A 22,164-nucleotide genomic window follows, 5' to 3' on the forward strand; every position below is an offset into this window, starting at 1 on the left:
AATTATTAATTTTTAATTATTGAAATTATGAGCAACAGAATATTATTAGTAGAGGACGATCAGAGTTTCGGAGCGGTGCTTAAAGATTATTTAACGATCAATAATTTTGAAGTTACCCTTGCAACAGACGGTGAGCAGGGACTTAAAGAATTTACAGAAAATGAATTCGACATCTGCATATTTGACGTAATGATGCCTAAAAAAGACGGGTTTTCATTGGCTGAAGACGTGAAAAAAATTGATAAAAACACTCCGATTATCTTCCTTACGGCAAGAAATATGAGAGAGGATATTCTGAAAGGATATCAGCTGGGAGCTGATGATTATATCACAAAGCCATTTGATACTGAACTTCTTTTATACAAAATCAAAGCAATTCTTCAGAGAAGCTCCACCCTGGAAAATGAAGAGCAGGAACAGTTCAAAATCAGTAATATTTTCTTTGACTCTATGTTGAGACAATTAAAAGTAGGAGATAAAGAATATAAATTATCTCCTAAAGAAAATGAATTATTAAAGCTTCTTTGCATTCATAGAAATGATTTCATGCCGAGAGATCTTGCATTAAGAAAAATCTGGAAGAAAGAAAACTACTTTACGGCAAGAAGTATGGACGTATATATTGCCAAACTTCGTAAACTATTAAAAGACGACGAAGGATTGGAAATCATCAACGTACACGGAGAAGGATTTAGACTTTTGGTAAAAAATTAGTCCTAAAACTACACTATACATGTAAAATTAGCAAAACAATTCAAAATGTTTTGCTAATTTTGTTTTATACCAGAGGATATGAAGAATACATTTATAGGTTTAATCGTCCTAGCGGCATTTAGCATTTCATGTAAAAAGGATGAAAGAGCAACATATATAAAAGAGGCAGATTCACAGCCCGCAGCAACAATCAATACTCCTAAGGCCTCTTTAATGGATCAGGCAGGAATAGCATCCAATCCTAACCCTACTCCTATGGCAACAACTCCGGGAATGAACCCTCCTCACGGGCAACCGGGACACCGGTGTGATATTCCCGTAGGACAGCCCTTAAACAGCGTCTCCTCAAACCCCGTTTCGCAGAATATCAGCGTTGGGAATAATAATGTCATTCAGGTTGATCCTAATGCTGTATCTCCCGGAAAAATAGCGATCGATAATAATGGCCGGCAAATAAAAACGGCTCCCGGAATGAATCCTCCACACGGACAATCCGGTCATCGATGTGATATTCCCGTAGGACAACCTCTGAACAGTAAACCGGTTGCAGTTCAGTCACCGAATATTGTGCAGACTCCGCCACCACCGGTTCCCGCTCCGGCAGAACAAAATCTGGCTATGGGAGAAAAACCTTCTGTAAACCCGGCTCATGGTGAGCCCTGGCATAACTGCGCGGTAAAAGTTGGTGATCCTTTGCCATAAATTTCTTATTTTTGCAGATATGAAGCTGTTTCACCTGCTAACCATAGTTTTTTGTTTAGGAATTTTCTTAGTTCCTAAAGATATTTTCTATGCACAATCTATGCAGGAAACATGCTGTAAGGCAGAATCTAAAAAAAGGGACTGCTGTAAAAACCACTCTTCTACAAAAGACAGCAAAAACGATCACACAAAGTCCTGTAATGATGACTGCTGTTCATCATGTATCGCCTGCTATACTTTTATAGAAACTCCTTTTTCAAAAAATTTACGTCTGGAACTGTCTTATTATAAATCAAATAAGAATCCTCAGTTTCAATACTCAGATCCGTATCTTTCAGATCGTTTAAAGGAAATCTGGCAACCGCCTAAAATAGGTTAATTACTATAGTCTGTTCATTAAATGATTTAATGAACCATCTTTTAATGTAATCTAAACTTTTAAACAAAATGAAATTATATATTTCCAGGTTGATACTTGGTACATTATTCCTATTTACCCAATTTATATCTGCACAGAGCCTTCCAAAAAACCAGTTCAAAGTAAAGGGGAACTGTGAAATGTGCAAAACCAGAATAGAAGGTGCTGCCAAAAAAGCAGGTGCTAAAACAGCAGTATACTCTATTGATCTTCAAACATTAACAATAGAGCCGGGCCGCAATATTTCTACAGATGATATCTTAAAGAAAGTGGCAGATGCCGGTCATGATAATGAGAAATATAAAGCTCCTGATGCTGCCTATGGAGGACTTCCGGGGTGTTGCCACTATGACAGGAATCTTCAGCAAACCCCTACTCCTGCAGATACTCAGGATCAGCATTCTCACAAGAAAGAGAATGAGTTTTATGTAAAAGGAAACTGTGAATCATGTAAAGCCCGAATTGAAAAGGCAGCGCAGGATGCAGGAGCAGATCTTGCAGAATGGAATGCAGAAAAACAGACCGTTGTGCTGAATTTTGACCCTTCAAAAACCTCATCGGATAAAATTTTAAAAAAGATCGCTGATGCAGGCCATGACAACGAAAAGTATAAAGCGTCTGACGCCGTATACAAAAACCTTCCGGGATGTTGCCTGTACGACAGAGAGACTCCTTTTGGTGAAGCTAATCCTAATGTACACGCTGAAGAGGGAACAAAACATGAAGAACATTCCGCTCCGTCTGATCAGTCTCACAGCCAGCATGAAAAAAATATTGACGGAGTTGTGGTAACGGGATCTAAAGCAGCTACTTCTGTAAGCAAAAAAGAAGCAGGCCTTGTTTTTAATATTGATAAAAAAGAATTGTTAAAAGCAGCATGCTGTAATTTATCTGAAAGTTTTGAAACCAATGCAACGGTAGATGTTTCTTTCAGTAATGCGGTAACCGGTACAAAACAGCTGAAAATGCTGGGACTGGATCAGAAGTACACCAGCCTGACAAAAGAACAACTACCTGAGATCAGAGGACTGGCATCTGCTTACGGGCTGAACTTTATTCCCGGGAGATGGATTGAAAGTATCCAGCTGACTAAAGGAGGAAGTACTGTAACGAATGGCTACGAAAGCATTACAGGACAAATCAATACTGAGCTTTTGAAAAATGCGAAAACTCCTGAAACTTCACTGAATCTTTTTGCTGATTTCAACGGAAGAGCGGAAGCCAATATTACCAGTGTTTCTTCTATTAATGATAAATGGTCACAAACCTTCCTTCTCCATGGAAACGGAACTTTCGGAAATACAGATATGAATGATGACGGTTTTCTTGACAGACCAAAGGGAACTCAGATCAATGCAGCTTATCTCCTGAATTATAACGACCTGGAAAAATCAGGATTCGGATCTCATTTCGGAATCAATTTTATCAGAGATGAGAGAACTGCCGGACAAATAGGTTTTGATAAGAAACTGGCTCAGGATAAACAAGCTGCCTATGGTGTAGGAATTGATATCTCAAGATTTCAGGTTTGGAACAAAACAGGCTATGTTTTCAAAGGAAAGCCTTATCAGAGTATAGGATGGATGAACCAATATGTTTACCATCAGCAGGATAGCTTTTTCGGCCTGAGAAATTATAATGGAAAACAACATACCTATTATTCCAATTTAATCTTTGAAAGCATCATAGGAAATACCAACCACAAATACAAAGCCGGTGCAAGTTTCTTATATGACGGTTATGAAGAAACTTATCTTACAGATAATATGAAGAGAAATGAGATGGTTCCCGGTATTTTTGCTGAGTATACTTTAACAGGATTAAAATATACTTTAGTAGCCGGTGCAAGAGCCGATTTTCATAATCTGGCCGGTACTCAGTTTACTCCAAGACTTAATTTCAAGTATGATTTCACGCCGCAGACGATCTTAAGACTTTCTGCAGGAAGAGGATTCCGGACTGCTAATGTTTTTGCGGAAAACCAACAGTATTTTGCATCTAACAGAGCGATTAACATTATATCCAACGGAGGAAATATCTATGGCTTAAAACCTGAAATAGCATGGAACTACGGAGCAAGCTTACAACAGGAATTTAAACTTTTCGGAAGAAAATCAACGGTTATTGCAGATTTTTTCAGAACAGATTTCCAGAATCAGGTATTGGTAGATTTAGACAAATCTCCTCAACAACTTACCTTTTATAACCTTGAGGGAAAATCTTTTGCCAATTCATTCCAGACTCAGTGGGATTTCACCCCTTTTAAAAATTTTGATGTAAGGCTGGCTTATAAATATTATGATGTACAGGCTGACTATATCGGGGGAAGAAGAGAAATTCCTTTTATGGCAAAGCATAGAGGTTTTGTCAACCTAGCCTATGCTACGAATAAAAATGACAATGGCGGATTCTGGAGCTTTGATACCACGTTAAACTGGGTAGGAAAGCAAAGGCTTCCTGATACATCAAGTAACCCTGCGGAGTTTCAGCTGCCTGCGTATTCGGAGTCTTATGCAATATTGAATGCCCAGATCTCAAGGAATTTCAATAAAAAGCTTAGAGCTTACGTAGGTGGAGAAAATCTCACTTCTTACTACCAGAAAAATGCAATTGTGGATTTTAGAAATCCTTTCGGAAATTATTTCGATGGCGGAATGGTATATGCTCCTATTATGAAGGCTAATTTCTATGTAGGGCTGGATGTGACATTCTAAATATATATATATATCAAAAAATAAAACAGCATCAGATTGGTGCTGTTTTTTTAGTGCTCTCTTTTCTGAAAACAGAAAATAATCCTATAAATTTATAAAACAAGCTATGTATTTCGTAAATCTAGTGAACGAACTCTTTTAATATCAATTGATATTAAATATGTTTGTAATGCCTATTCAGGCTCAAAACCCAATATCCGTTCTATTCTTTTTTCCAGTAATTAATTTATATCTTACTCTAATGAACTCAGAATTAACCAATAACAAATTATCAATAAGCACTTTACGTTTATTTTTAAACAATGAAAAATCTCAGTTTAAGAAGGGAGAAGACTTTCTCTGTACTCTTGCCGGTACTCTTTCTGATCTGGACGATTACAGTTTTGAGAGAGGAATTACAGGTTTTGGCTGGCTGGTCTCTTATTTACATTATCATCATTATATCGGCATTGACAGTAATAAAATATTAGAGGATATAGACGATCAGATCTACAGATATACCCTGCATATTATTGCCAGCTCTAAAGATGAAACCGAAACGCTACTGGAAATCTTCAGCTATGCTCTTATACGTCATCTTGACAGAAATCCTCATGATGTACATTACCAAAAATACATTCATCATGAATGTATTACCCTTATAGTGAACATTTTCACTTACTATCTGAAAACCAGCCTGAGTAAAAAAAATCTGTCTTTAAAAGAATTTCATAACTGTTGTAAAATCCTGCTTAAGCTGAGTTTCTGTCTGGAATACATCAAAAAAACAGAATGGAATCTGGCTTTTAAGAAATACCTGATAAACATCACCTCTTTCATCAGACAGAATTATGATCAGAATAGTTATCCTTATGAACAACTTCTTATTCTCTTATTAGCAGCTAAACAAAGAAAAGAAGATCTGGCTGAGACTAAAATTCTGGAACTTATTTTTTCATGCACCAGCTATTCCGGTCATTTTATTTTAGATATTCTTAAAAATCGGTCTCTCAATACAGAGGGCTTAAAGGATCACGAACTTATATTTTTACTAACGAATTATAATATTCCGTTTTTTCAGAATAATTAAGTAGTGTTATTAATTTTATTTAAAAAAAAGCAATTCAAATTAAAATTTTACTATCTTCGCATCAAACATATGTATGAACATACTCACTCAGGAATTCACAATTGATCATAATAGCAAACTTCCTCTGCATGTACAGGTTGAAGAACTTTTCCGTAAGCTAATTAAAATGGAAGCCTATAAAAAAGGAGCGCTATTACCTAAAGAAGTGGATCTTGCGAATTTGTGGGGCGTTTCACGAAATACAATCCGTCAGGCTACCAATAAACTGGAACATGAAGGGTTGATCATTCGTAAAAAGGGTATCGGAACACGAGTTGCCGAGAAGAAAAGTCTGGTAACCGGGCTGGATCACTGGTACAGTTTTACCCGGGAAATGCAGGAAAAGGGAATTCATGTTGTCAATCAGTTATTAAAAACGGCCCTTGAAGAACCGAATGAAAAGATTTGCAATTTCTTTAATTGCCTCCCCGATAAAAAGGTTTTTAAGCTATCGAAACTAAAAGGAGAAGATTCCGGAGATCCGATTGTTTATTTTGAAAGTTATTTTCATCCGAGAATCGATGTTAATAAAAATGATGACTTCAATATGCCGTTGTATAGTATGCTACAGGAAAAGCATGGAGTAATCGTTCATCGTTCCCGTGAAAACATCAGTGCATGTCAGGCCGGTAGTGTAATAGGTAAAAAATTAAAGGTTTCAGCTACTTTTCCTGTACTGAAGCGTGAGCGTTTTGTGTATGATATCAATGGTAAACCTGTAGAATATAATGTTGGCTTCTATCGCTCAGATAAATTTACTTATACTATCGACATTAATAAATCTTCGGAGATTTAATATTGTTTTTTTATCATTTAATATGTTCAAACATTCCAACATATAAACTTTAAAAATGAAACCCATGTATAACAGGTATTTTGTGTTGCTTATGTCTTTTTTGATGACAGGCAATTTTGTATATGCTCAGAAAAAGGTTCCTTATTTTGGGAACATACAGGCAACCAACGGTTATTATCGTGAAATAAGTGGTGAGAATATAGATTATTTCTCTGCTTTTCCCGATCATGCGACCCGTGCTTTGCTGACCCGTACAACAGATGGCACTAAAACTATTGAATGGGAAACAGCTCCGCTACCACAAAAAAATACAGGCTCATATGTATACTTTAACTGGCTGATGTCTCACTCATCAGGAACCAGTGGAGGCCCCCGTAATTTTGATTTATACATCAATGATCAGAAAACCCTAACACTTACCACCTATCCCGCCAATCAACATCCCGACTGGGTATCTAAGGCAGCAGACAGTACTGCCTTTGTTTTTCATCAAACGAAAACAGACGGGCTGAAAGATTCTTACGGTATTGCCTATTTGAGAGTTCCTGTTAATAAGGTATCTCCCGGAAAACCTCTTCGACTGAAGATAGTGGGTCAGGATCAAAATAGCAGGGACTGGATGATGACTTATAAATTTACCTTTCAGGAAAAGATAGAGGCACAATCTACTCCTTTTTTACTAAAAGACGGTAAACGGCTTCTTACCCTTACTACTTTACATTTTGGCCCGGACCAGCAGATAACGGCAACAATAGACCATAAAGACAGCTTTTCTTTTACAATGCCTGATGGTATTAAAACCTTTGATATTCCGGTTTCTCTTTCACCAAAGGGAGGTCATGCAGAACTGATTGTCACCTCAGGAAAAAAAGAACTTTACCGTAAAACCATTCAGGCGGGAGCCGTAGTTCCGCGTACGTTGTATTTTATTCATCATTCTCATACCGATGTGGGGTATTCTCATCTACAGGCAGAAGTAGAAAAAATACATACTCAGAATATTTATGATGCGCTCACCATGATTGAGAAAACAAAGAATTTACCTGAAGAAGCACGCTTTAAATGGAATGTAGAAGCACTCTGGGATGTGGAAAATTTTATGCAGAAGGCAAGTCCGGAAGATAAAAAGGCTTTTGCCAAAGCAGTAAAAGAAGGCGGTATCGGGCTTTCGGCAATGTACGGTAATATTCTGACAGGACTTAGCCAGCCGGAAGAGCTCTTCCATTACACAGAATATGCTCAAAAACTAGAGAAGGAATTCGGTTTTAAAATCAATAGTGCTATGATGTCTGACGTTCCGGGTTTTGCATGGTCGTTGGTTCCGGCACTGGCTTCATCCGGTGTAAAATATTTTTCAAGCGGGCCTAATTATCTGGGAAAAACGAACCCCTATTTAGGAGACCGTGTAGGAAATTTTGTAAAAAGCTGGGGGGATAAGCCGGTCTGGTGGCAATCGCCTTCGGGAAAAGAAAAAATATTATTCTGGACAGCAGGAAGAGGATATTCTTCATGGCATGGGGTACATCCCGGAGATGTATTTGATAACGGACAGAAAAAGATTGCTGAATATCTTGAAGACCTTACCAATACCAATTATCCATATGATATGGTACAATGGCGATATAATATTGTTGCAGATAACGGCCCTATAGATCCTACAGTCTCCAGATTTGTAGATGAATGGAATAAAAAATATGAATCCCCGAAAATCATACTCAGTACCAATGAAAAAATGTTTGAAGTATTTGAAAAAAAATATGGCGATCAGATTCCTGTAGTAAAAGGAGATATCAGCCCTCACTGGGAAGACGGAGCAATGTCTACTGCTAAAGAAGAGGGAATAAACAGAAACAGCAGTTTAAAACTACAGCAACTGACTACCCTCTATTCCATGCTGAACCCCCGTCAGTATGATGCACAACGTTTTTATAAGGCATGGAGAAATGTCATTTTATTTCATGAACATACATGGGGAGCATTCAACAGTATCACTGCTCCTGACCTTCCGTTTGTGAAGGATCAATGGCAGGTAAAAAAACAGTTTTCTCTTGACGGAAGTACTCTTGCAGATCAACTGGAACAAGAATTATTACAGCCTATTACTGATCAGTCTTCTCAAACAATTGCTGTTTATAATACTTCATCCTGGATAAGAACCGGCATTGTTACCATTCCGGGAATAACATCAGGTCATGCAGTTCGGGATGTTTCAGGAAAAATAGTTCCTTTACAAAGACTCCGGGACGGAACCCTGATTTTCTTTGCGAAGAATATTCCGCCATTGGGTTCTTCGGCTTATACTGTGGTTGAAAATAAAATGACGGTTCAAAATCCTTTTTCCATAACCTCCAGTACCATTTCCAATGGAAAAGTGACGGTGACCTGGGATTCCAAAACAGGAAGTATTACTCATTTTACAAATAACAATACCACAAACTATGCTGGAAACTTCAATAATCAGGGGCTAAACAGTTACTGGTATGTTCCGGGAACCAATCCTAAAGAAGCCATATCCAATTCTGATATACAGGTAAAAATATTGGAAAACGGACCTCTCATGGCTAAAATTTCATTAGTATCAGAGGCTCCCGGAGCCAAAAAACTGGAACGCATCATTACATTACTGACAGATAGTGATGAAATTTCTATTGAAAATATTGTTGATAAAAAGCCTGTCCGTACAAAAGAATCTATACATTTTGGTTTTCCTTTTAATACCGAATTCAAAAATATCACGGTAGATGCAGGTTATGGTACGATGAAATATCTTACAGATCAGCTTCCGGGATCCAATATGGATTACTGGTACAGCCGCAGATGGGTAGATGCTTCTTTCGGAGAGAAAGGAATGCAGTGGATGATGCTGGAAACGCCATTAATCGAAGCCGGTGAAATGATTGATGAAAGAATGGCAATTGATAACAGCCATAAAAAATGGAAAGATAAAGGAACTCCCGGCACAACCAGCTGGTTCAGCTATGCTATGAATAATTACTGGCATACCAACTATAAAGCGGATCAGGAAGGACCCGTACACTATCGCTACGCCCTTCGCCCTCACGGCTCTTTTAATCCTATTGAAAATGAAAAATATGCATCAGCCTTTACCCAGCCTCTTATTGCTGTCCCGGTCAAAGAAAAAACGTTCACAAAAGGAAGCCTTTTCCGCATGAATAACGATAAAATTGTGGTAACCAGTGTGACACCACAGGAAGATCAGAGTTTTCTGATCAGACTTTATAATCCTGACGAAAGTGAACAGATCTCTTCTTTCTTGTGGGAACAACTTAAACCTTCGCAGCTGATTTTTGTAAAAACCGGAAAAAGTTTAGCTCCAAACGAAAATTTTAGTTTATCCGGAATGGACGTGGTAGAAATCAAAATAATTCCTTAGCCATTAGAAACCTAGAAACTTTAAACTTTCATAATCGGACTACACTCTAATATAATCAACGTAAAAGATGTCAAAACCAGTAATTGCCATAGATATGGGCGGAACCAAAATTAAAATAGGTATTGTACAAGGTGATAATATTCTTTCCTCTATTTCTATTGATGCAGATTCCGGCAACGGACTCAGAAAAAAACTGCCGCTTATCCAAAAAAATATAGAAGATTTATTAGTGAGGGAAAAACTATCTCTGGATGAAATTGCAGGGCTTGGAATTGCTTCTCCCGGAATTGTAGACAGCATTCAGAAAAGAATTCTTTCTATCGACAAAAAATTTGAAGATGCTCCGGAAACTGATCTTGAAAACTGGTGTCTGCACACTTTTAATCTGCCCTTTTTTATGGAAAATGATGCCCGCTCTGCCTTATTGGGAGAATGGAAATACGGGAATGCAAAAAATTGTGATCATGCTGTACTTATGACATTAGGAACAGGGGTCGGAAGTGCGGCAATAATAGAAGGTCAATTGCTAAGGGGTAAACATTTCACTGCCGGCATATTGGGCGGACATTCCATTATCAATTATAAAGGAAATTCATGTAATTGCGGCGGCAGGGGCTGTGTAGAAACCGAAGCCTCTACCTGGAATCTTGAAACTATAGCAAAATCAAATAAAGTTTTTGCAGAGAGTCGGCTGGCTAAGGCCTCTGTAATTGACTATGAACTGGTCTTTCAGCTGGCTCAGGAGGGAGATGAGGCGGCTTTACAGATTCGGAATCAAAGTTTACAGGCATGGTCTGCATGTGCGATTAATCTCATTCATGCTTATGATCCGGAAATTCTCGTGCTTACGGGAGGAATTCTTGCCAGCAGTTCCCAGATTATTCCTTATATCAGACAACAGACAGAAGCTCATGCGTGGACCCCGTGGGGGAAAGTACATATTGAAAAAGGAAAATTTCCCGGCACAGCAGCTTTATTAGGTATAGCACATCTTACAGGTAATTCATAAACATAAAATAATGAAATCAAATTTTAATAAACACCCTATCGTTAAGATACAAGGACACTCCTGCATCACCGGCTGGGAAGATATTGCAAAACAATTAAAAAAAAATACCCCCGAAACCATCACAATCGAATGTTATCCCGGAGTATTTTTAGAAGAAATCAGAAATTCGGTCCAGAAATTATTACAACCTGACCTGATCATTGATACTTCAGAAGCCATGAAATCTGAAGACGAAATCGCTGTTATGGTACAGAGTTATGTTACTGATGATCCTGTATTTGGTTTTATTACTCCATTGGAGCTGGCGGATTATTTTGACGTTTCCCGGATAGCCTCTGTCAGAAAAAAGATAAATAATACGAAAGGCTGTACAGTCATTATAGGTCCCGGAGCCACTTTAATTTCTGAGCATTCAGACCTTTCCGTTTATGCGGATATGCCCCGTTGGGAAATTCAGATGCGGTTTCGTAATCATACAGCCTGTAATCTGGGGAAATCCAATTTAACAGACTCTTTTGCCTATCGATACAAACATGCCTATTTTGTAGACTGGCGCGTAAGTGACCGCTATAAAAAACAAATCCTTAACTCCTGCCAATGGGTACTGGATACCACCACACCTAATGATCCTAAAATGATTGGTATAAAAACTCTATTTGAGGCGCTTGAGAGAACTGTGCAGCGTCCATTCAGAGTTGTTCCGTTTTTTGATCCGGGACCATGGGGCGGACAATGGTTAAAAGAAGTTTGTGATTTAGACAGAAACCGTCCCAACTATGCATGGGGTTTCGACTGTGTGCCTGAAGAGAATAGTTTGCTATTAGGTTTTGGAGATAAGATAATGGAAATTCCTTCGATCAATCTGGTATTCTTCCGGCCCGAAGCATTACTGGGTAAAAAAGTGTATGAAGGTTTTGGAGACGAATTTCCGATCCGTTTTGATTTCCTGGATACCATGGAAGGCGGTAATCTGAGTCTACAGGTACATCCGCTAAAAGAATATATAAAGGAAAAATTTGGGATGACTTATACTCAGGATGAGAGCTACTATATGCTGGATGCAAAAGAAGGATCCTTTGTCTATCTCGGACTGAAAGAAAATATTGCCCCTGAAGCAATGATGAAAGACCTTGCAGAGGCACAAAACAGCGAAATTCCCTTTGATGCAGAACAATATGTACAAAAATGGCCCGTTCGGAAACATGATCATGTATCCATTCCGGCAGGTACCATACATTGTTCAGGAGCTGATGCTGTAGTTTTGGAAATTAGTGCAACTCCCTATATTTTTACCTTTAAACTTTGGGACTGGAACCGAATGGGACTTGACGGAAAACCGAGGCCCATTTCATTGGAACATGGTAAAAATGTAATCCAGTGGGACCGAACGACTTCATGGACAAAAGAAAATATACTTAGCCTTACAGAGCCTGTAGCCTCTGGGGACGGCTGGAGAGAAGAACGTACCGGCCTGGATGCAATGTCATTTATAGAAACCCGCAGACATTGGTTTACAAAAAAAGTAATTCATCATACGGAAGGAGTTGTTAATGTATTAAATTTGGTAGAAGGCAGAGAAATTATGGTAGAGAGCCCTGATGGTAGTTTCGAGCCTTATATTATTCATTACGCCGAAACTTTTATTGTTCCAGCTCATATAGGAACATACACCATCACTCCTTATGGTGAAAGTACCGGTCAAGAATGTGTAACCATAAAAGCAAGTATCCGTACGGATATGATTGCAGAGAAAGTTTTAAAACAAACAGTATGCAAGAAAGTATAAATTCCAATATTGTTTACAAAGCCACATTGGTAGCCTCTGTAGGTGGTTTATTATTCGGGTATGATACTGCTGTTATTTCGGGAGCTATTGGTTTTATGAAAACCTATTATCATCTTTCTGATGTGATGACCGGCTGGATAGCTTCCTGTGCATTACTGGGTTGTATTGCCGGAGCGATGTACTCCGGAAAACTAAGCGATGCTGTAGGACGTAAAAGAGTATTGATGCTTTCCGCTGTATTATTTACCATTTCATCTGTAGGTACCGCAATAGCACAGGATCTTTGGATCTTTGTTATTTTTCGTATCATCGGCGGCATGGGAATCGGAATCGCATCCATGCTTTCTCCTATGTATATTTCAGAAATGGCACCTGCTGCTATTCGGGGGCGCCTGATCTCTATTTTTCAGCTGGGAATCGTCACAGGAATTCTAATCATTTATTTTGTGAATGCTTATATCGCCGGAATTCATAATGAAAACTGGAATATATCCACAGGCTGGCGATGGATGTTCGGGTCAGGAATTATTCCCTCAGTAATTTTTGTTTTGTTACTGCTCTCTGTACCTGAAAGTCCACGATGGCTCGCCGGGCAACGACGAAATGCAGAGGCACTGGAGATTCTCCGTCACATTAACGGAACTGAAAAAGCTAAGCAGGAACTGGAATCTATTAATGAATTGCTGAAAGACGAAATGCCTTTTTCTTTTGCTGAAGTAAAAGAGACTCAATTTAAGCAACCCCTGATCATTGGCATTTTACTCGCTGTATTTTCACAGATAACAGGAATCAATGCGATTATGTATTATGCGCCTGAAATTTTCAAATCAACAGGTGTAGGTTCCGATTCTGCATTTATGCAAACTATTCTGGTAGGCATTATCAACCTCATCTTTACTTTTGTAGCTATCAGATATGTGGACCACTGGGGAAGAAAGAAACTGCTTCTTCTGGGAGTTTCCGGAATGACAATCTGCCTGTTTATTGTAGGTTTTGCTTTCCATACCCGACAGCAGGGTTATCTTGTTCTTGTGGCGATCCTGGGGTATATTGCCTCCTTTGCCATGTCATTGGGACCGCTAACATTTGTTGTTATTGCAGAAATTTTCCCTGCAAAAGCACGTGCAACGGCGATGTCTGTAGCTACTTTTTTTCTATGGCTTTCTGTATTTCTGGTATCTCAGACCTTTCCCATTCTTATAGGGTCTGTAGGGAATGCCGGTACATTCTGGATGTATATGGCTATTGCTGTACTCACATTCATATTTGTATGGAAGATGATTCCTGAAACCAAAGGAAAAACACTTGAAGAAATTGAAAAAGGGTGGAAAAAAAACAGGCATGGTTAAAATGATCGGGTCACGAACGCATGAATAACCGGGATTCACAGAATTGTGGCCGGAATATAAATACAGCCGGATACAAAATAAAAGACTACCGGCTGTTGGAGAATGTCAAATTTCCGGGACCGATTCCTTTAACAGTCACTTTTTTCCAATGCGGGGGCAAAGCTGTTTTTGCAGCTTTTAAAGAACCTTTTTCATCCATATCTATGCCTGCAAAACCCATCATCACTGCCTGTAAGACTCCTCCTGCGCCCGTTATAAAATAAGGATTATCTCCTTCTTCTGTTTCAGCCAACACCCTGAACGGGGGCAAAAGATTAGGTTCATAAGATTCTTTAAACCATTTATATGCTTGCCTGCCCTCTCCCAGCCTGCTGTATAATAAAGCAAAAATAGCTTTGGTCATTGCCGGAGCTTTCCTATTGGGTATACGTTCCTGATAGTACTGTAAATCTTTTCGGATCTGATCTTTATCCTGGATAACATTCAGCGGATAAGCCAGTAAATTGACATCAGCCTGCTTAATGTCTGCCCCTTTATAAGTATCATGTTCTTTTGTCACTCCATTTTCAAGCTTAGTAAAAATGAGGTTTTCCGCTATTTCGTCCCATTTTTTATTGAACGGAATATTCAGGACTCCGGCTGCTGCATTGGCCCACTTAAGATTTTGTTTTGCTATAGCATTGGTATAGGCATTGTTATCTACATTCTCAGCCCATTCATCAGCTGCTACTACGTTTTTAATGTGGTACTCCTTTCCTTCTTTTTCTACACGGGACTGCCAGAATTCGGCAGTTTTACTTAAAATAGGCCAGCCTTTATCTCTGAGCCAATGTGTATCTTTAGTCATGAGATAATAGTACCATGCGGCAAAAGCCACATCTCCGGTGATATGATGTTCGTACGTTCCCGATAATGCCCAGACCGGTGTTTCTTCTTCTCCCGAAACAGCACTTTCCCATGGAAACATGGCGCCTTTGTAGCCATGCATTCTTGCGTTGGTTTCCGCAGCTTTTATGCGATTAAAACGGTAATTGATCAGTCCTTTTGCCGTTTCCGGATGAAAAAACACTAAGGGTTTGAACATAAACATTTCTGTGTCCCAGAAAATATGCCCGTTGTAACCGGTGCCGCTTAAGCCTACTGGTGAGAGTGAGTAATCGGAACCTTCTCTTGAAAAAGAATACAGATGATATAACATATTGTGAACATCCTGTTGTGCCTGTGGATCCCCTTCTATTTCAATATCTCCCTTCCATAGGTTCTGCCATTCTGCTTCATGTTTTTTATAGAGCTGCTCCGGATTTTGCAAATTAGCGTAGATACTCAGTCTTTCGGCTGTATTGTACGGATCATGAACCTGAGACGATGATACCATTGAGCCAATCAGGGAGAAGGTATAGGTTTCTGATGCTTTTAATTTTCTGACAAACTTCATAAGGTGTGCATCACTGTCTCTGATTTCATGAGAAACCTTTGGCTGGCTGTATTGTTCTTCAGGAAATACAAATGTTGTACTCGCTGCCATTGTAAGAGCTCCTGTCGGACTTTTAGCAACGGAGGTCAGAAGAGGTATGGTAGCATGCGGAGGGCTCACTTCATTATAATTTTGTTGAGAAGGTAAAAATCCCTGTGGGGTTTTAAGATTACTTTCTGCAACGAATGTCAGATCTTTTTTAGGATGAATAGTTACGGTAAGCATTACATTATTCGGGAGATGCCTTAATGCCACATATTGATATTCTACAGAAGCCTGATCTCCATAATCAAAAGTTCCCGAAAAAACAGCTGTTTTAAAATTGATTTCCTGGGTATAGTTGGAGACATTTTTCTGGTTAACCTGCTTCCAGTCAATATATAAATTAAAATCCAGCACATTAAAATTGGAAAGAAAATTACTGGTTCGTCCCCGTCCGTACTGATCGTAAACTCCGGCAAGAATAGCATTTCCTGCTTTCAGAGGTTCTGGTGACGAAATCATCCCGATCATTCCATTTGAAACGGTAACACCGGTATATACATTCGGATTGATCTTCTCAGACCTGATGATCCAGGGATCCTGTGCTGCACAAAATCCAAAGAAACAGGTATATAAAATCGTTACAGCCAGTCTTTTTTTCATTACTTTACAGGTTTTATACTGATGGCAAACCCTCCACCCGGAGCCAGTTTTATTTTTAGTTTTTCGTTGGATTTTATCTGCTGGCGGACAATTTCATAATTTTTCGGATCATGATTCCAACTGGCATTTTTCCCGTCTTTGTAGATAACAGCTTGAAACTTCTGTCCTTTAGGTAGAAATGATAAATCTACGCTTGCTTCTCTTGGGTTTTCATCAGTAATACCGCCTACAAACCATTCATTTTTATTTTTTGCTTTTCTTGCGATGGTAATATAATCTCCGGGTTCTGCTTCCAGAATATAAGATGAATCCCAGTCTACTGCCACATCTTTGATAAACTGGAAGGCATCCGGATATTTTTTGTAATTCTCAATCAGATCAGCCGCCATCTGAAGCGGGCTGTACATGGTAATATAAAGAGCCAGCTGCTTGGTGAGTGTTGTGCTTAATTTTGCTTTATTATTTCCATAAACGGAAAGATCACCTTCAAATATTCCGGGGGTATAATCCATTGGTCCGCCGATCAGCCTTGTAAATGGTAAAATAGTAGTATGGTCCGGTTTGTTGCCGTTGAAAGACTCAAATTCTGTTCCTCTGGCAGATTCCTGTGCAATCCAGTTGGGATAGGTTCTGTGCAGTCCGGTAGGTCGTACGGCTTCATGGGAGTCTACCATAATCTGATACTGAGCAGCTGTTTCGGCAACATATTTATAATGATTTACCATCCATTGCCCGTCATGATATTCACTTCGAGGAATAATAGGACCTACATAACCTGTTTTTACGGCATCATATCCGTTATCTTTCATAAATCTGAACGCGTCTTTCAATTGCCGCTCATAGTCTACAGCTGAAGAGGTAGTTTCATGATGCATAATGATTTTTACGTGTTTGTTTTTTGCATATTCCTGAAGTTCTTTTACATCAAAGTCGGGATATGCCTTGATAAAACTGTAAATATGTTCTTTTCTGTAGGCCTGATTATCTTCCCATCCTTCATTCCATCCTTCTACCAGAACAGCATCAAATCCGTTGGCTGCTGCAAAATCAATATATTCTTTTACATGTTTTGTATTGGCACCATGTTTTCCGTTTGGTTTCAGTGTTTTATAATCTGTTTCTCCGATTCTGATATCCTGATAATCCGAATAGGCCCATGTAGATCCGCCGCCTGTAAAGTATTCCCACCATACTCCGATATATTTGGTAGGTTTGATCCAGGAAGTATCTTCTATTTTACTGGGCTCATTAAGATTTACAATCAGATTGGAAGCCAATATATCTCTGGCATCATCACTGATAATCATTGTACGCCAGGGACTTACGGAACCGGTTTGGATAAACCCTCTTTCTCCGTTTTTATCGGGTGTCAGGTTAGAAGATAAAATGAAATTTTTCTCATCCAGATTCAGGCTCATTGCCGGAAAATTAATCAAAGCGGCTTCATGAATGTTAATATAAATTCCATCCTGAGACTTCAGCATCAACGGAGTCTGTACGGCAAGTCCGGTACTTGGAGCTTTAGCAGCAAGTGGTTCTTTTCTCACCTCATCAATCAGCCCTGAAACTTCGGATAATCTGGAAGTGGTTACCGGAAATTCATTGGTATCATAATCTGCGGGAATCCAGAAAGATTTATAATCTTTTCCAAGATTAAAAGAGGTAAGCTCGTTGCTGATCGTAAAATGTCTTAGCTCGGGCTGAACCGGGAATTCATACCGGAATCCCAATCCGTCATCAAAAAGTCTGAACCGGACGTCAAGTTTCCACCCAGTTTTATTTTGCACCAGATGAACGAGCATCTCATTATAATGATTAGCCACTTCCCTATTGGGGCCCCAAACGGTTTTCCATGTATTATTTTCAGAAGTATAGGTAATATTTGTCACTGTAAATCCGGAAAAATAGGACGTGGAAGGCTTCAGAATAAATCCAAGTTTACTGTCCTTTAATATTGTTTTTCCTTTATACTCAAGGCCATAATAAGGACTTTCTTCTTCCATTTTAAAATTCAGTTTTAATTTGGCATTGGGGGATTCAAGTAATTGTGCATCAACCATTAGCCCGAATACAACAGACATATAAAGGCACAGCATATTTTTTATCATGATCTTCAGTTATTTAGTTGTTTAAACAAAGAGTTTCAGTTCATCCGGAAAAGATGAGAGCTAAAAACACGGATTTCCATATCATTCTGAAATTCAGTCTTATAGAAAAGACTATGTAAGAAATACAGAAACTGAAAAGAAGTATTTTCACCCTTGACATTCACATTACATTTCTTCCCTTCTTCTTCTTTTGAAGGGAAGAAATGAATATGTTTTTATTTTAATTATCTGCCGAAATCATCCTGTACGCGAACGATATCATCTTCATCAGAAGGATTAGAAGCATCAGTATGCTGCCAGATTTCAGCAACCACACCCCAGCCGTCCAGACCAATCAGCCTGTGTCTTTCTCCCTGCTGAAGTTTTACCTGATCTGCCGGATGATATTCTTTCAGTTCTCCTTCTTCATCGGTATTGCTTCTTTTAATTCCTACGCTACCTTCCACCACCTGCCAGATTTCGGCTCTTCTGTGGTGATATTGCCAGCTTAATCTTGCTTCCGGAGCAACGATAAGAATTTTAGGACTTAATTTCCCTCCAATCCTTAAACTATCAACATCAATCCCATCAAAATACTGATTGGCAAAATCCTGCGCCTGATTTTCATCAATCACAAAAAAGCCGCCCCATGGTCTTGTATCATCTTTTGCTGCAATACTGAAACCTTGTGTTGCCAGTATTTTCTCTACTCTATCGAATATTTCTGTTTTTTCTGTACTCATACAGTTGTATTTGTAGGTTAAAATTTATTTTTTTGATTCTTCTTTTGACATTGAATATGGAAAATCTTTTTCCTCGGATCCTCTTTCTTTATTCGGTTTACTATTCATTTTAAAATCCAGAACACTGCCTTTCATCAATTCTGTATGGCTCAGCCAGCTTTTGGAATAAGGCTTCTGGTTTACCTGTAATGATTGTACATAAAGATTATCCTGAGTGTTTTCCGGAGCTTTGATTTCAATTTTTTTACCATTTTCAAGGTGAATAGTGGCCTCTTTGAAAAGTGGCGCTCCTAAAACATACTGATCTGTTGCCGGTGTTACCGGATAAAATCCTAATGCAGAGAAAATATACCATGCGGAGGTCTGTCCGTTATCTTCATCTCCACAATATCCATCAGGAGTAGCCTGATATAATTTATTCATGACCTGTCTTACCCAATATTGTGTTTTATAAGGAGAACCCGCATAGTTGTACAGATAAATCATATGCTGGATAGGCTGGTTACCATGAGCATACTGGCCCATATTCATGATCTGCATCTCTCTGATTTCATGGATTACACTGCCATAATAGCTGTCGTCAAACACAGGCGGCAGTGAGAACACCTCATCCAGTTTAGCTTCAAATTTCTTTTTACCTCCCATCAGTTCTGCAAGACCGTTGATATCCTGGAAAACAGACCACGTATAATGCCAGCTGTTTCCTTCTGTAAAAGCATCTCCCCATTTGAATGGGTTGAAAGGTTTCTGGAAGCTACCGTCTTTATTCCGGCCACGCATCAATCCTGTTTCCCTGTCAAATACGTTTTTGTAATTGTAAGCTCTTTTCTTATAAATATCAATTTCTGAAGCGGGCTTTCCCAATGCTTTCCCCAGTTGATAAATCGAAAAATCATCATAGGCATATTCCAGGGTTCTGGCAGCATTTTCATTAATTTTCACATCATAGGGTACATATCCTAATGTATTGTAATATTCTACTCCTGCACGTCCAACGGCTTCTATCGGGCCCTCATGATTCGCCCCGTGTTTTACGGCCTGCCAAAGAGTTTCCGTATCATATCCTCGAAGTCCTTTGATATAGGCATCTGCCACTACGGAAGCAGAGTTGTTTCCTATCATGATATCAGAATATCCGGGGCTGCTCCATTCCGGCAGAAATCCACCTTCTTTGTAAGCATTGGCGAGCCCTTCCTGCATTTCAACATTGATGCTTGGATATACCAGATTCAGGAAAGGGTATAATGCACGGAAAGTGTCCCAGAATCCGGTTCCGGCAAACATTCTCCCGTTCAGCACCTTACCATTATAGGGGCTCCAGTGTTTTATGGTATTCTGGGCATCAATTTCATATAATTTTTGCGGAAAGAACAGAGTCCTGTACAGGGAGGAATAGAACGTTCTCATTTGCTGGTCCGTACCTCCTTTTACCTCTATTTTCCCTAATGTTTTATTCCAGATATTTTTAGCATCGGTTTTTACCTGTTCAAAATTTTTGTCACCGATTTCTCTTTTAAGGTTCAGTTCAGCCTGTTCAACACTAATAAATGAAGAGGCTACTTTTGCATATACCGATTCTTTATTCTTTAGCTTAAATCCTACAACAGCTCCTGCATGATCGCTGGTTATTTCCAGCTGGCTATTCACAAACTGATCATCTTTCCATCCTTTGGTCAGCTCAAAATCTTTATCAAACTGGATGACGAAATAGTTTTTAAAGTTTTCATATTTCCCGGTTGAATATCTTGTTGTATATCCTAAAATTTTTCTTTCTTTAGGAAGAATTTTAATATAGGAGCCTTTGTTCAGGGCATCAATTACTACATAAGCGCTATCTGTTTTGGGAAAATCAAACTTAAAATAAGAAGCTCTCTCTGTGGGAGTCAGCTCAGTAGTCACATTAATATCAGCAAGATAGACACTGTAGAAATAAGGAGTTGAAACTTCCGCTTTATGACTGAACCAGCTCGCTCTGTCCTCTTCTTTAAATTTTAATTTTCCCACACCCGGCATAATGGTAAAAGCACCGTAATCATTCATCCACGGAGAGGGCTGATGGGTTTGTTTAAAACCTTTTATTTTATCCGCATCATAGGTATAGGCCCATCCGTCACCCATTTTACCCGTCTGCGGAGTCCAGATATTCATTCCCCACGGAAGTCCGACTGCCGGATAGGTATTCCCGTTGGATAAAGAAGGTTTAGACTGGGTTCCCATTAACGGATTTACATAATCTACAGGGGATACATTCTGGCCGAATGCACAGAACTGCAGTACTATAAAGAAAGAAGAAAATAGCGACTTCATCGTATTGTTTTATTATTTATTTAATCTTTTTCAAAGCATAACTGGCTGCTCCTAAAATGGCTGCATCTTCAAAAATAGCAGAAATTTTAACCGGCAGATTTATATTATTCTTTTCTAAATTCTGGGTGAAGCGTTTTTCAAAATAAGGATATGCTTTCGCAATATTGCCTCCAATCACCAGGACTTCGGGTTCATAATGACTTACATATTTCATGACAAATTCTGAAAAAGAATCTGCATATTCATCAAAGATTCTGGTTTGAATTTCGATGGGTTTATCCAGCAGATCTTTCGTTCCTGAGATCAGTTCGCCGGTTAATTCTTTATAATAATTAACAAACCAGCGCGTTGCAAGATAATCTTCAGCAATAGAGTTTTTAAATGGTGAATCCCAAAGATCTTCATCAGTGGCGAAATCTCCGTTATAAAAAGTGGTTCCAAGGCCTGTTCCAAGAGTGATTCCGAAAACTTTTTTAAAATCCTGAACACATCCTCCGAATATTTCTCCTTCCATGAAGGCAGCAGCATCATTTACAAAATGGATCTGATGCTGAGAGACGGATAATCTTTCAGCCAGTTCTTCTTTAATGTTTACCTGATAGATATCGATAAATTTTCCGTGCAGCATCAGAGATATTCCGTTTTCATAATCAAAGGGACCGGGCATGGCAATTCCTATTAAAAGCTTATCTTTCCCAAGATTATATGCTGCTTTTTCCACCGCCGAAACCCATGCTGAAAAGATAACCTCTCTGTTATCAAAAGAATTCACATGCTCCCTTACGTATGTCGAAGAAATAATTTCTTTTTTCCCGGAATCTACCTGAGCTAAGGTAATATGTGATCCGCCGATATCTATTCCTAGTATATTTTGCATTATTTTACTGTATTAACTTCCTAGTTTTTTTACTGAAAAAC

At 38.9% G+C, this 22,164-nt stretch carries 15 protein-coding genes; 10 read left to right on the top strand and 5 right to left on the bottom strand.

All coding sequences use genetic code 11. The annotated features are described in order from the left end of the window. Positions 1 to 27: 27 nt before the first annotated feature. The 10 genes from JO178_RS11260 to JO178_RS11305 all read left to right on the top strand — a co-directional run bounded on the left by JO178_RS11260 (position 28) and on the right by JO178_RS11305 (position 13,990). Positions 28 to 714, top strand: coding sequence for a response regulator transcription factor (locus tag JO178_RS11260; RefSeq protein WP_002982671.1), 687 nt, complete (start codon positions 28 to 30; stop codon positions 712 to 714). A gap of 78 nt (positions 715 to 792) precedes the next feature. Next, complete coding sequence (locus JO178_RS11265; protein WP_291935431.1) at positions 793 to 1,416, top strand: hypothetical protein; 624 nt, start codon at positions 793 to 795, stop codon at positions 1,414 to 1,416. A gap of 19 nt (positions 1,417 to 1,435) precedes the next feature. Beyond that, positions 1,436 to 1,795 (top strand): hypothetical protein, encoded by a 360-nt coding sequence (locus JO178_RS11270; protein ID WP_291935433.1) that lies wholly within the window; start codon positions 1,436 to 1,438, stop codon positions 1,793 to 1,795. A 68-nt stretch (positions 1,796 to 1,863) separates the two neighbouring features. Next, positions 1,864 to 4,548: a TonB-dependent receptor gene (locus tag JO178_RS11275; RefSeq protein WP_291935434.1), complete on the top strand. Its 2,685-nt coding sequence runs from the start codon at positions 1,864 to 1,866 to the stop codon at positions 4,546 to 4,548. A gap of 241 nt (positions 4,549 to 4,789) precedes the next feature. Beyond that, positions 4,790 to 5,617, top strand: coding sequence for a hypothetical protein (locus JO178_RS11280; protein WP_291935436.1), 828 nt, complete (start codon positions 4,790 to 4,792; stop codon positions 5,615 to 5,617). A 73-nt stretch (positions 5,618 to 5,690) separates the two neighbouring features. Beyond that, positions 5,691 to 6,452 (top strand): GntR family transcriptional regulator, encoded by a 762-nt coding sequence (locus JO178_RS11285; RefSeq protein ID WP_291935438.1) that lies wholly within the window; start codon positions 5,691 to 5,693, stop codon positions 6,450 to 6,452. A 64-nt stretch (positions 6,453 to 6,516) separates the two neighbouring features. Continuing rightward, on the top strand, positions 6,517 to 9,846 hold the full coding sequence (locus JO178_RS11290) for a glycoside hydrolase family 38 C-terminal domain-containing protein (RefSeq protein ID WP_291935439.1): 3,330 nt from the start codon (positions 6,517 to 6,519) through the stop codon (positions 9,844 to 9,846). Positions 9,847 to 9,913: 67 nt separating this feature from the next. Beyond that, positions 9,914 to 10,855: an ROK family protein gene (locus tag JO178_RS11295; protein WP_291935441.1), complete on the top strand. Its 942-nt coding sequence runs from the start codon at positions 9,914 to 9,916 to the stop codon at positions 10,853 to 10,855. Positions 10,856 to 10,865: 10 nt separating this feature from the next. Then, positions 10,866 to 12,641 carry a class I mannose-6-phosphate isomerase gene (locus tag JO178_RS11300; protein WP_291935443.1) on the top strand — a complete coding sequence of 592 codons (1,776 nt, stop codon included), beginning with the start codon at positions 10,866 to 10,868 and terminating at the stop codon, positions 12,639 to 12,641. Next, on the top strand, positions 12,626 to 13,990 hold the full coding sequence (locus tag JO178_RS11305) for a sugar porter family MFS transporter (protein WP_291935445.1): 1,365 nt from the start codon (positions 12,626 to 12,628) through the stop codon (positions 13,988 to 13,990). The genes JO178_RS11300 and JO178_RS11305 overlap by 16 nt, the downstream gene beginning before the upstream one ends. 85 nt (positions 13,991 to 14,075) lie before the next feature. On the opposite strand, the gene JO178_RS11310 is transcribed toward JO178_RS11305, so the two are convergent. The 5 genes from JO178_RS11310 to JO178_RS11330 form a co-directional block, all read right to left on the bottom strand. Then, a complete protein-coding gene (locus JO178_RS11310; RefSeq protein ID WP_291935447.1) occupies positions 14,076 to 16,109 on the bottom strand; it encodes a glycoside hydrolase family 65 protein in 2,034 nt (677 codons plus the stop codon). Further along, positions 16,109 to 18,217, bottom strand: a complete 2,109-nt coding sequence (locus JO178_RS11315) for a glycoside hydrolase family 97 protein (protein ID WP_291935449.1) — start codon at positions 18,215 to 18,217, stop codon at positions 16,109 to 16,111. Before JO178_RS11315 ends, JO178_RS11310 begins: the two co-directional genes overlap by 1 nt. 224 nt (positions 18,218 to 18,441) lie before the next feature. After that, on the bottom strand, positions 18,442 to 18,939 hold the full coding sequence (locus tag JO178_RS11320; protein WP_291935451.1) for a phosphoheptose isomerase: 498 nt from the start codon (positions 18,937 to 18,939) through the stop codon (positions 18,442 to 18,444). A gap of 24 nt (positions 18,940 to 18,963) precedes the next feature. Next, positions 18,964 to 21,246: a GH92 family glycosyl hydrolase gene (locus JO178_RS11325; protein WP_291935453.1), complete on the bottom strand. Its 2,283-nt coding sequence runs from the start codon at positions 21,244 to 21,246 to the stop codon at positions 18,964 to 18,966. A gap of 16 nt (positions 21,247 to 21,262) precedes the next feature. Next, a complete protein-coding gene (locus tag JO178_RS11330) occupies positions 21,263 to 22,123 on the bottom strand; it encodes an ROK family protein (RefSeq protein WP_291935454.1) in 861 nt (286 codons plus the stop codon). Positions 22,124 to 22,164 lie beyond the last annotated feature (41 nt).

The organism is Chryseobacterium sp. (assembly GCF_019236175.1).
GTDB lineage: Bacteria > Bacteroidota > Bacteroidia > Flavobacteriales > Weeksellaceae > Chryseobacterium.

Excerpts from the sequence above, each read along its gene's own strand:
- JO178_RS11320 (WP_291935451.1), bottom strand. The coding sequence starts at position 18,939 with ATGAGTACAGAAAAAACAGAAATATTCGATAGAGTAGAGAAAATACTG.
- JO178_RS11275 (WP_291935434.1), top strand. The coding sequence starts at position 1,864 with ATGAAATTATATATTTCCAGGTTGATACTTGGTACATTATTCCTATTT.
- JO178_RS11265 (WP_291935431.1), top strand. The coding sequence starts at position 793 with ATGAAGAATACATTTATAGGTTTAATCGTCCTAGCGGCATTTAGCATT.
- JO178_RS11305 (WP_291935445.1), top strand. The coding sequence starts at position 12,626 with ATGCAAGAAAGTATAAATTCCAATATTGTTTACAAAGCCACATTGGTA.
- JO178_RS11300 (WP_291935443.1), top strand. The coding sequence starts at position 10,866 with ATGAAATCAAATTTTAATAAACACCCTATCGTTAAGATACAAGGACAC.
- JO178_RS11295 (WP_291935441.1), top strand. The coding sequence starts at position 9,914 with ATGTCAAAACCAGTAATTGCCATAGATATGGGCGGAACCAAAATTAAA.
- JO178_RS11330 (WP_291935454.1), bottom strand. The coding sequence starts at position 22,123 with ATGCAAAATATACTAGGAATAGATATCGGCGGATCACATATTACCTTA.
- JO178_RS11280 (WP_291935436.1), top strand. The coding sequence starts at position 4,790 with ATGAACTCAGAATTAACCAATAACAAATTATCAATAAGCACTTTACGT.
- JO178_RS11290 (WP_291935439.1), top strand. The coding sequence starts at position 6,517 with ATGTATAACAGGTATTTTGTGTTGCTTATGTCTTTTTTGATGACAGGC.
- JO178_RS11310 (WP_291935447.1), bottom strand. The coding sequence starts at position 16,109 with ATGAAAAAAAGACTGGCTGTAACGATTTTATATACCTGTTTCTTTGGA.
- JO178_RS11315 (WP_291935449.1), bottom strand. The coding sequence starts at position 18,217 with ATGATAAAAAATATGCTGTGCCTTTATATGTCTGTTGTATTCGGGCTA.
- JO178_RS11270 (WP_291935433.1), top strand. The coding sequence starts at position 1,436 with ATGAAGCTGTTTCACCTGCTAACCATAGTTTTTTGTTTAGGAATTTTC.
- JO178_RS11325 (WP_291935453.1), bottom strand. The coding sequence starts at position 21,246 with ATGAAGTCGCTATTTTCTTCTTTCTTTATAGTACTGCAGTTCTGTGCA.
- JO178_RS11285 (WP_291935438.1), top strand. The coding sequence starts at position 5,691 with ATGAACATACTCACTCAGGAATTCACAATTGATCATAATAGCAAACTT.
- JO178_RS11260 (WP_002982671.1), top strand. The coding sequence starts at position 28 with ATGAGCAACAGAATATTATTAGTAGAGGACGATCAGAGTTTCGGAGCG.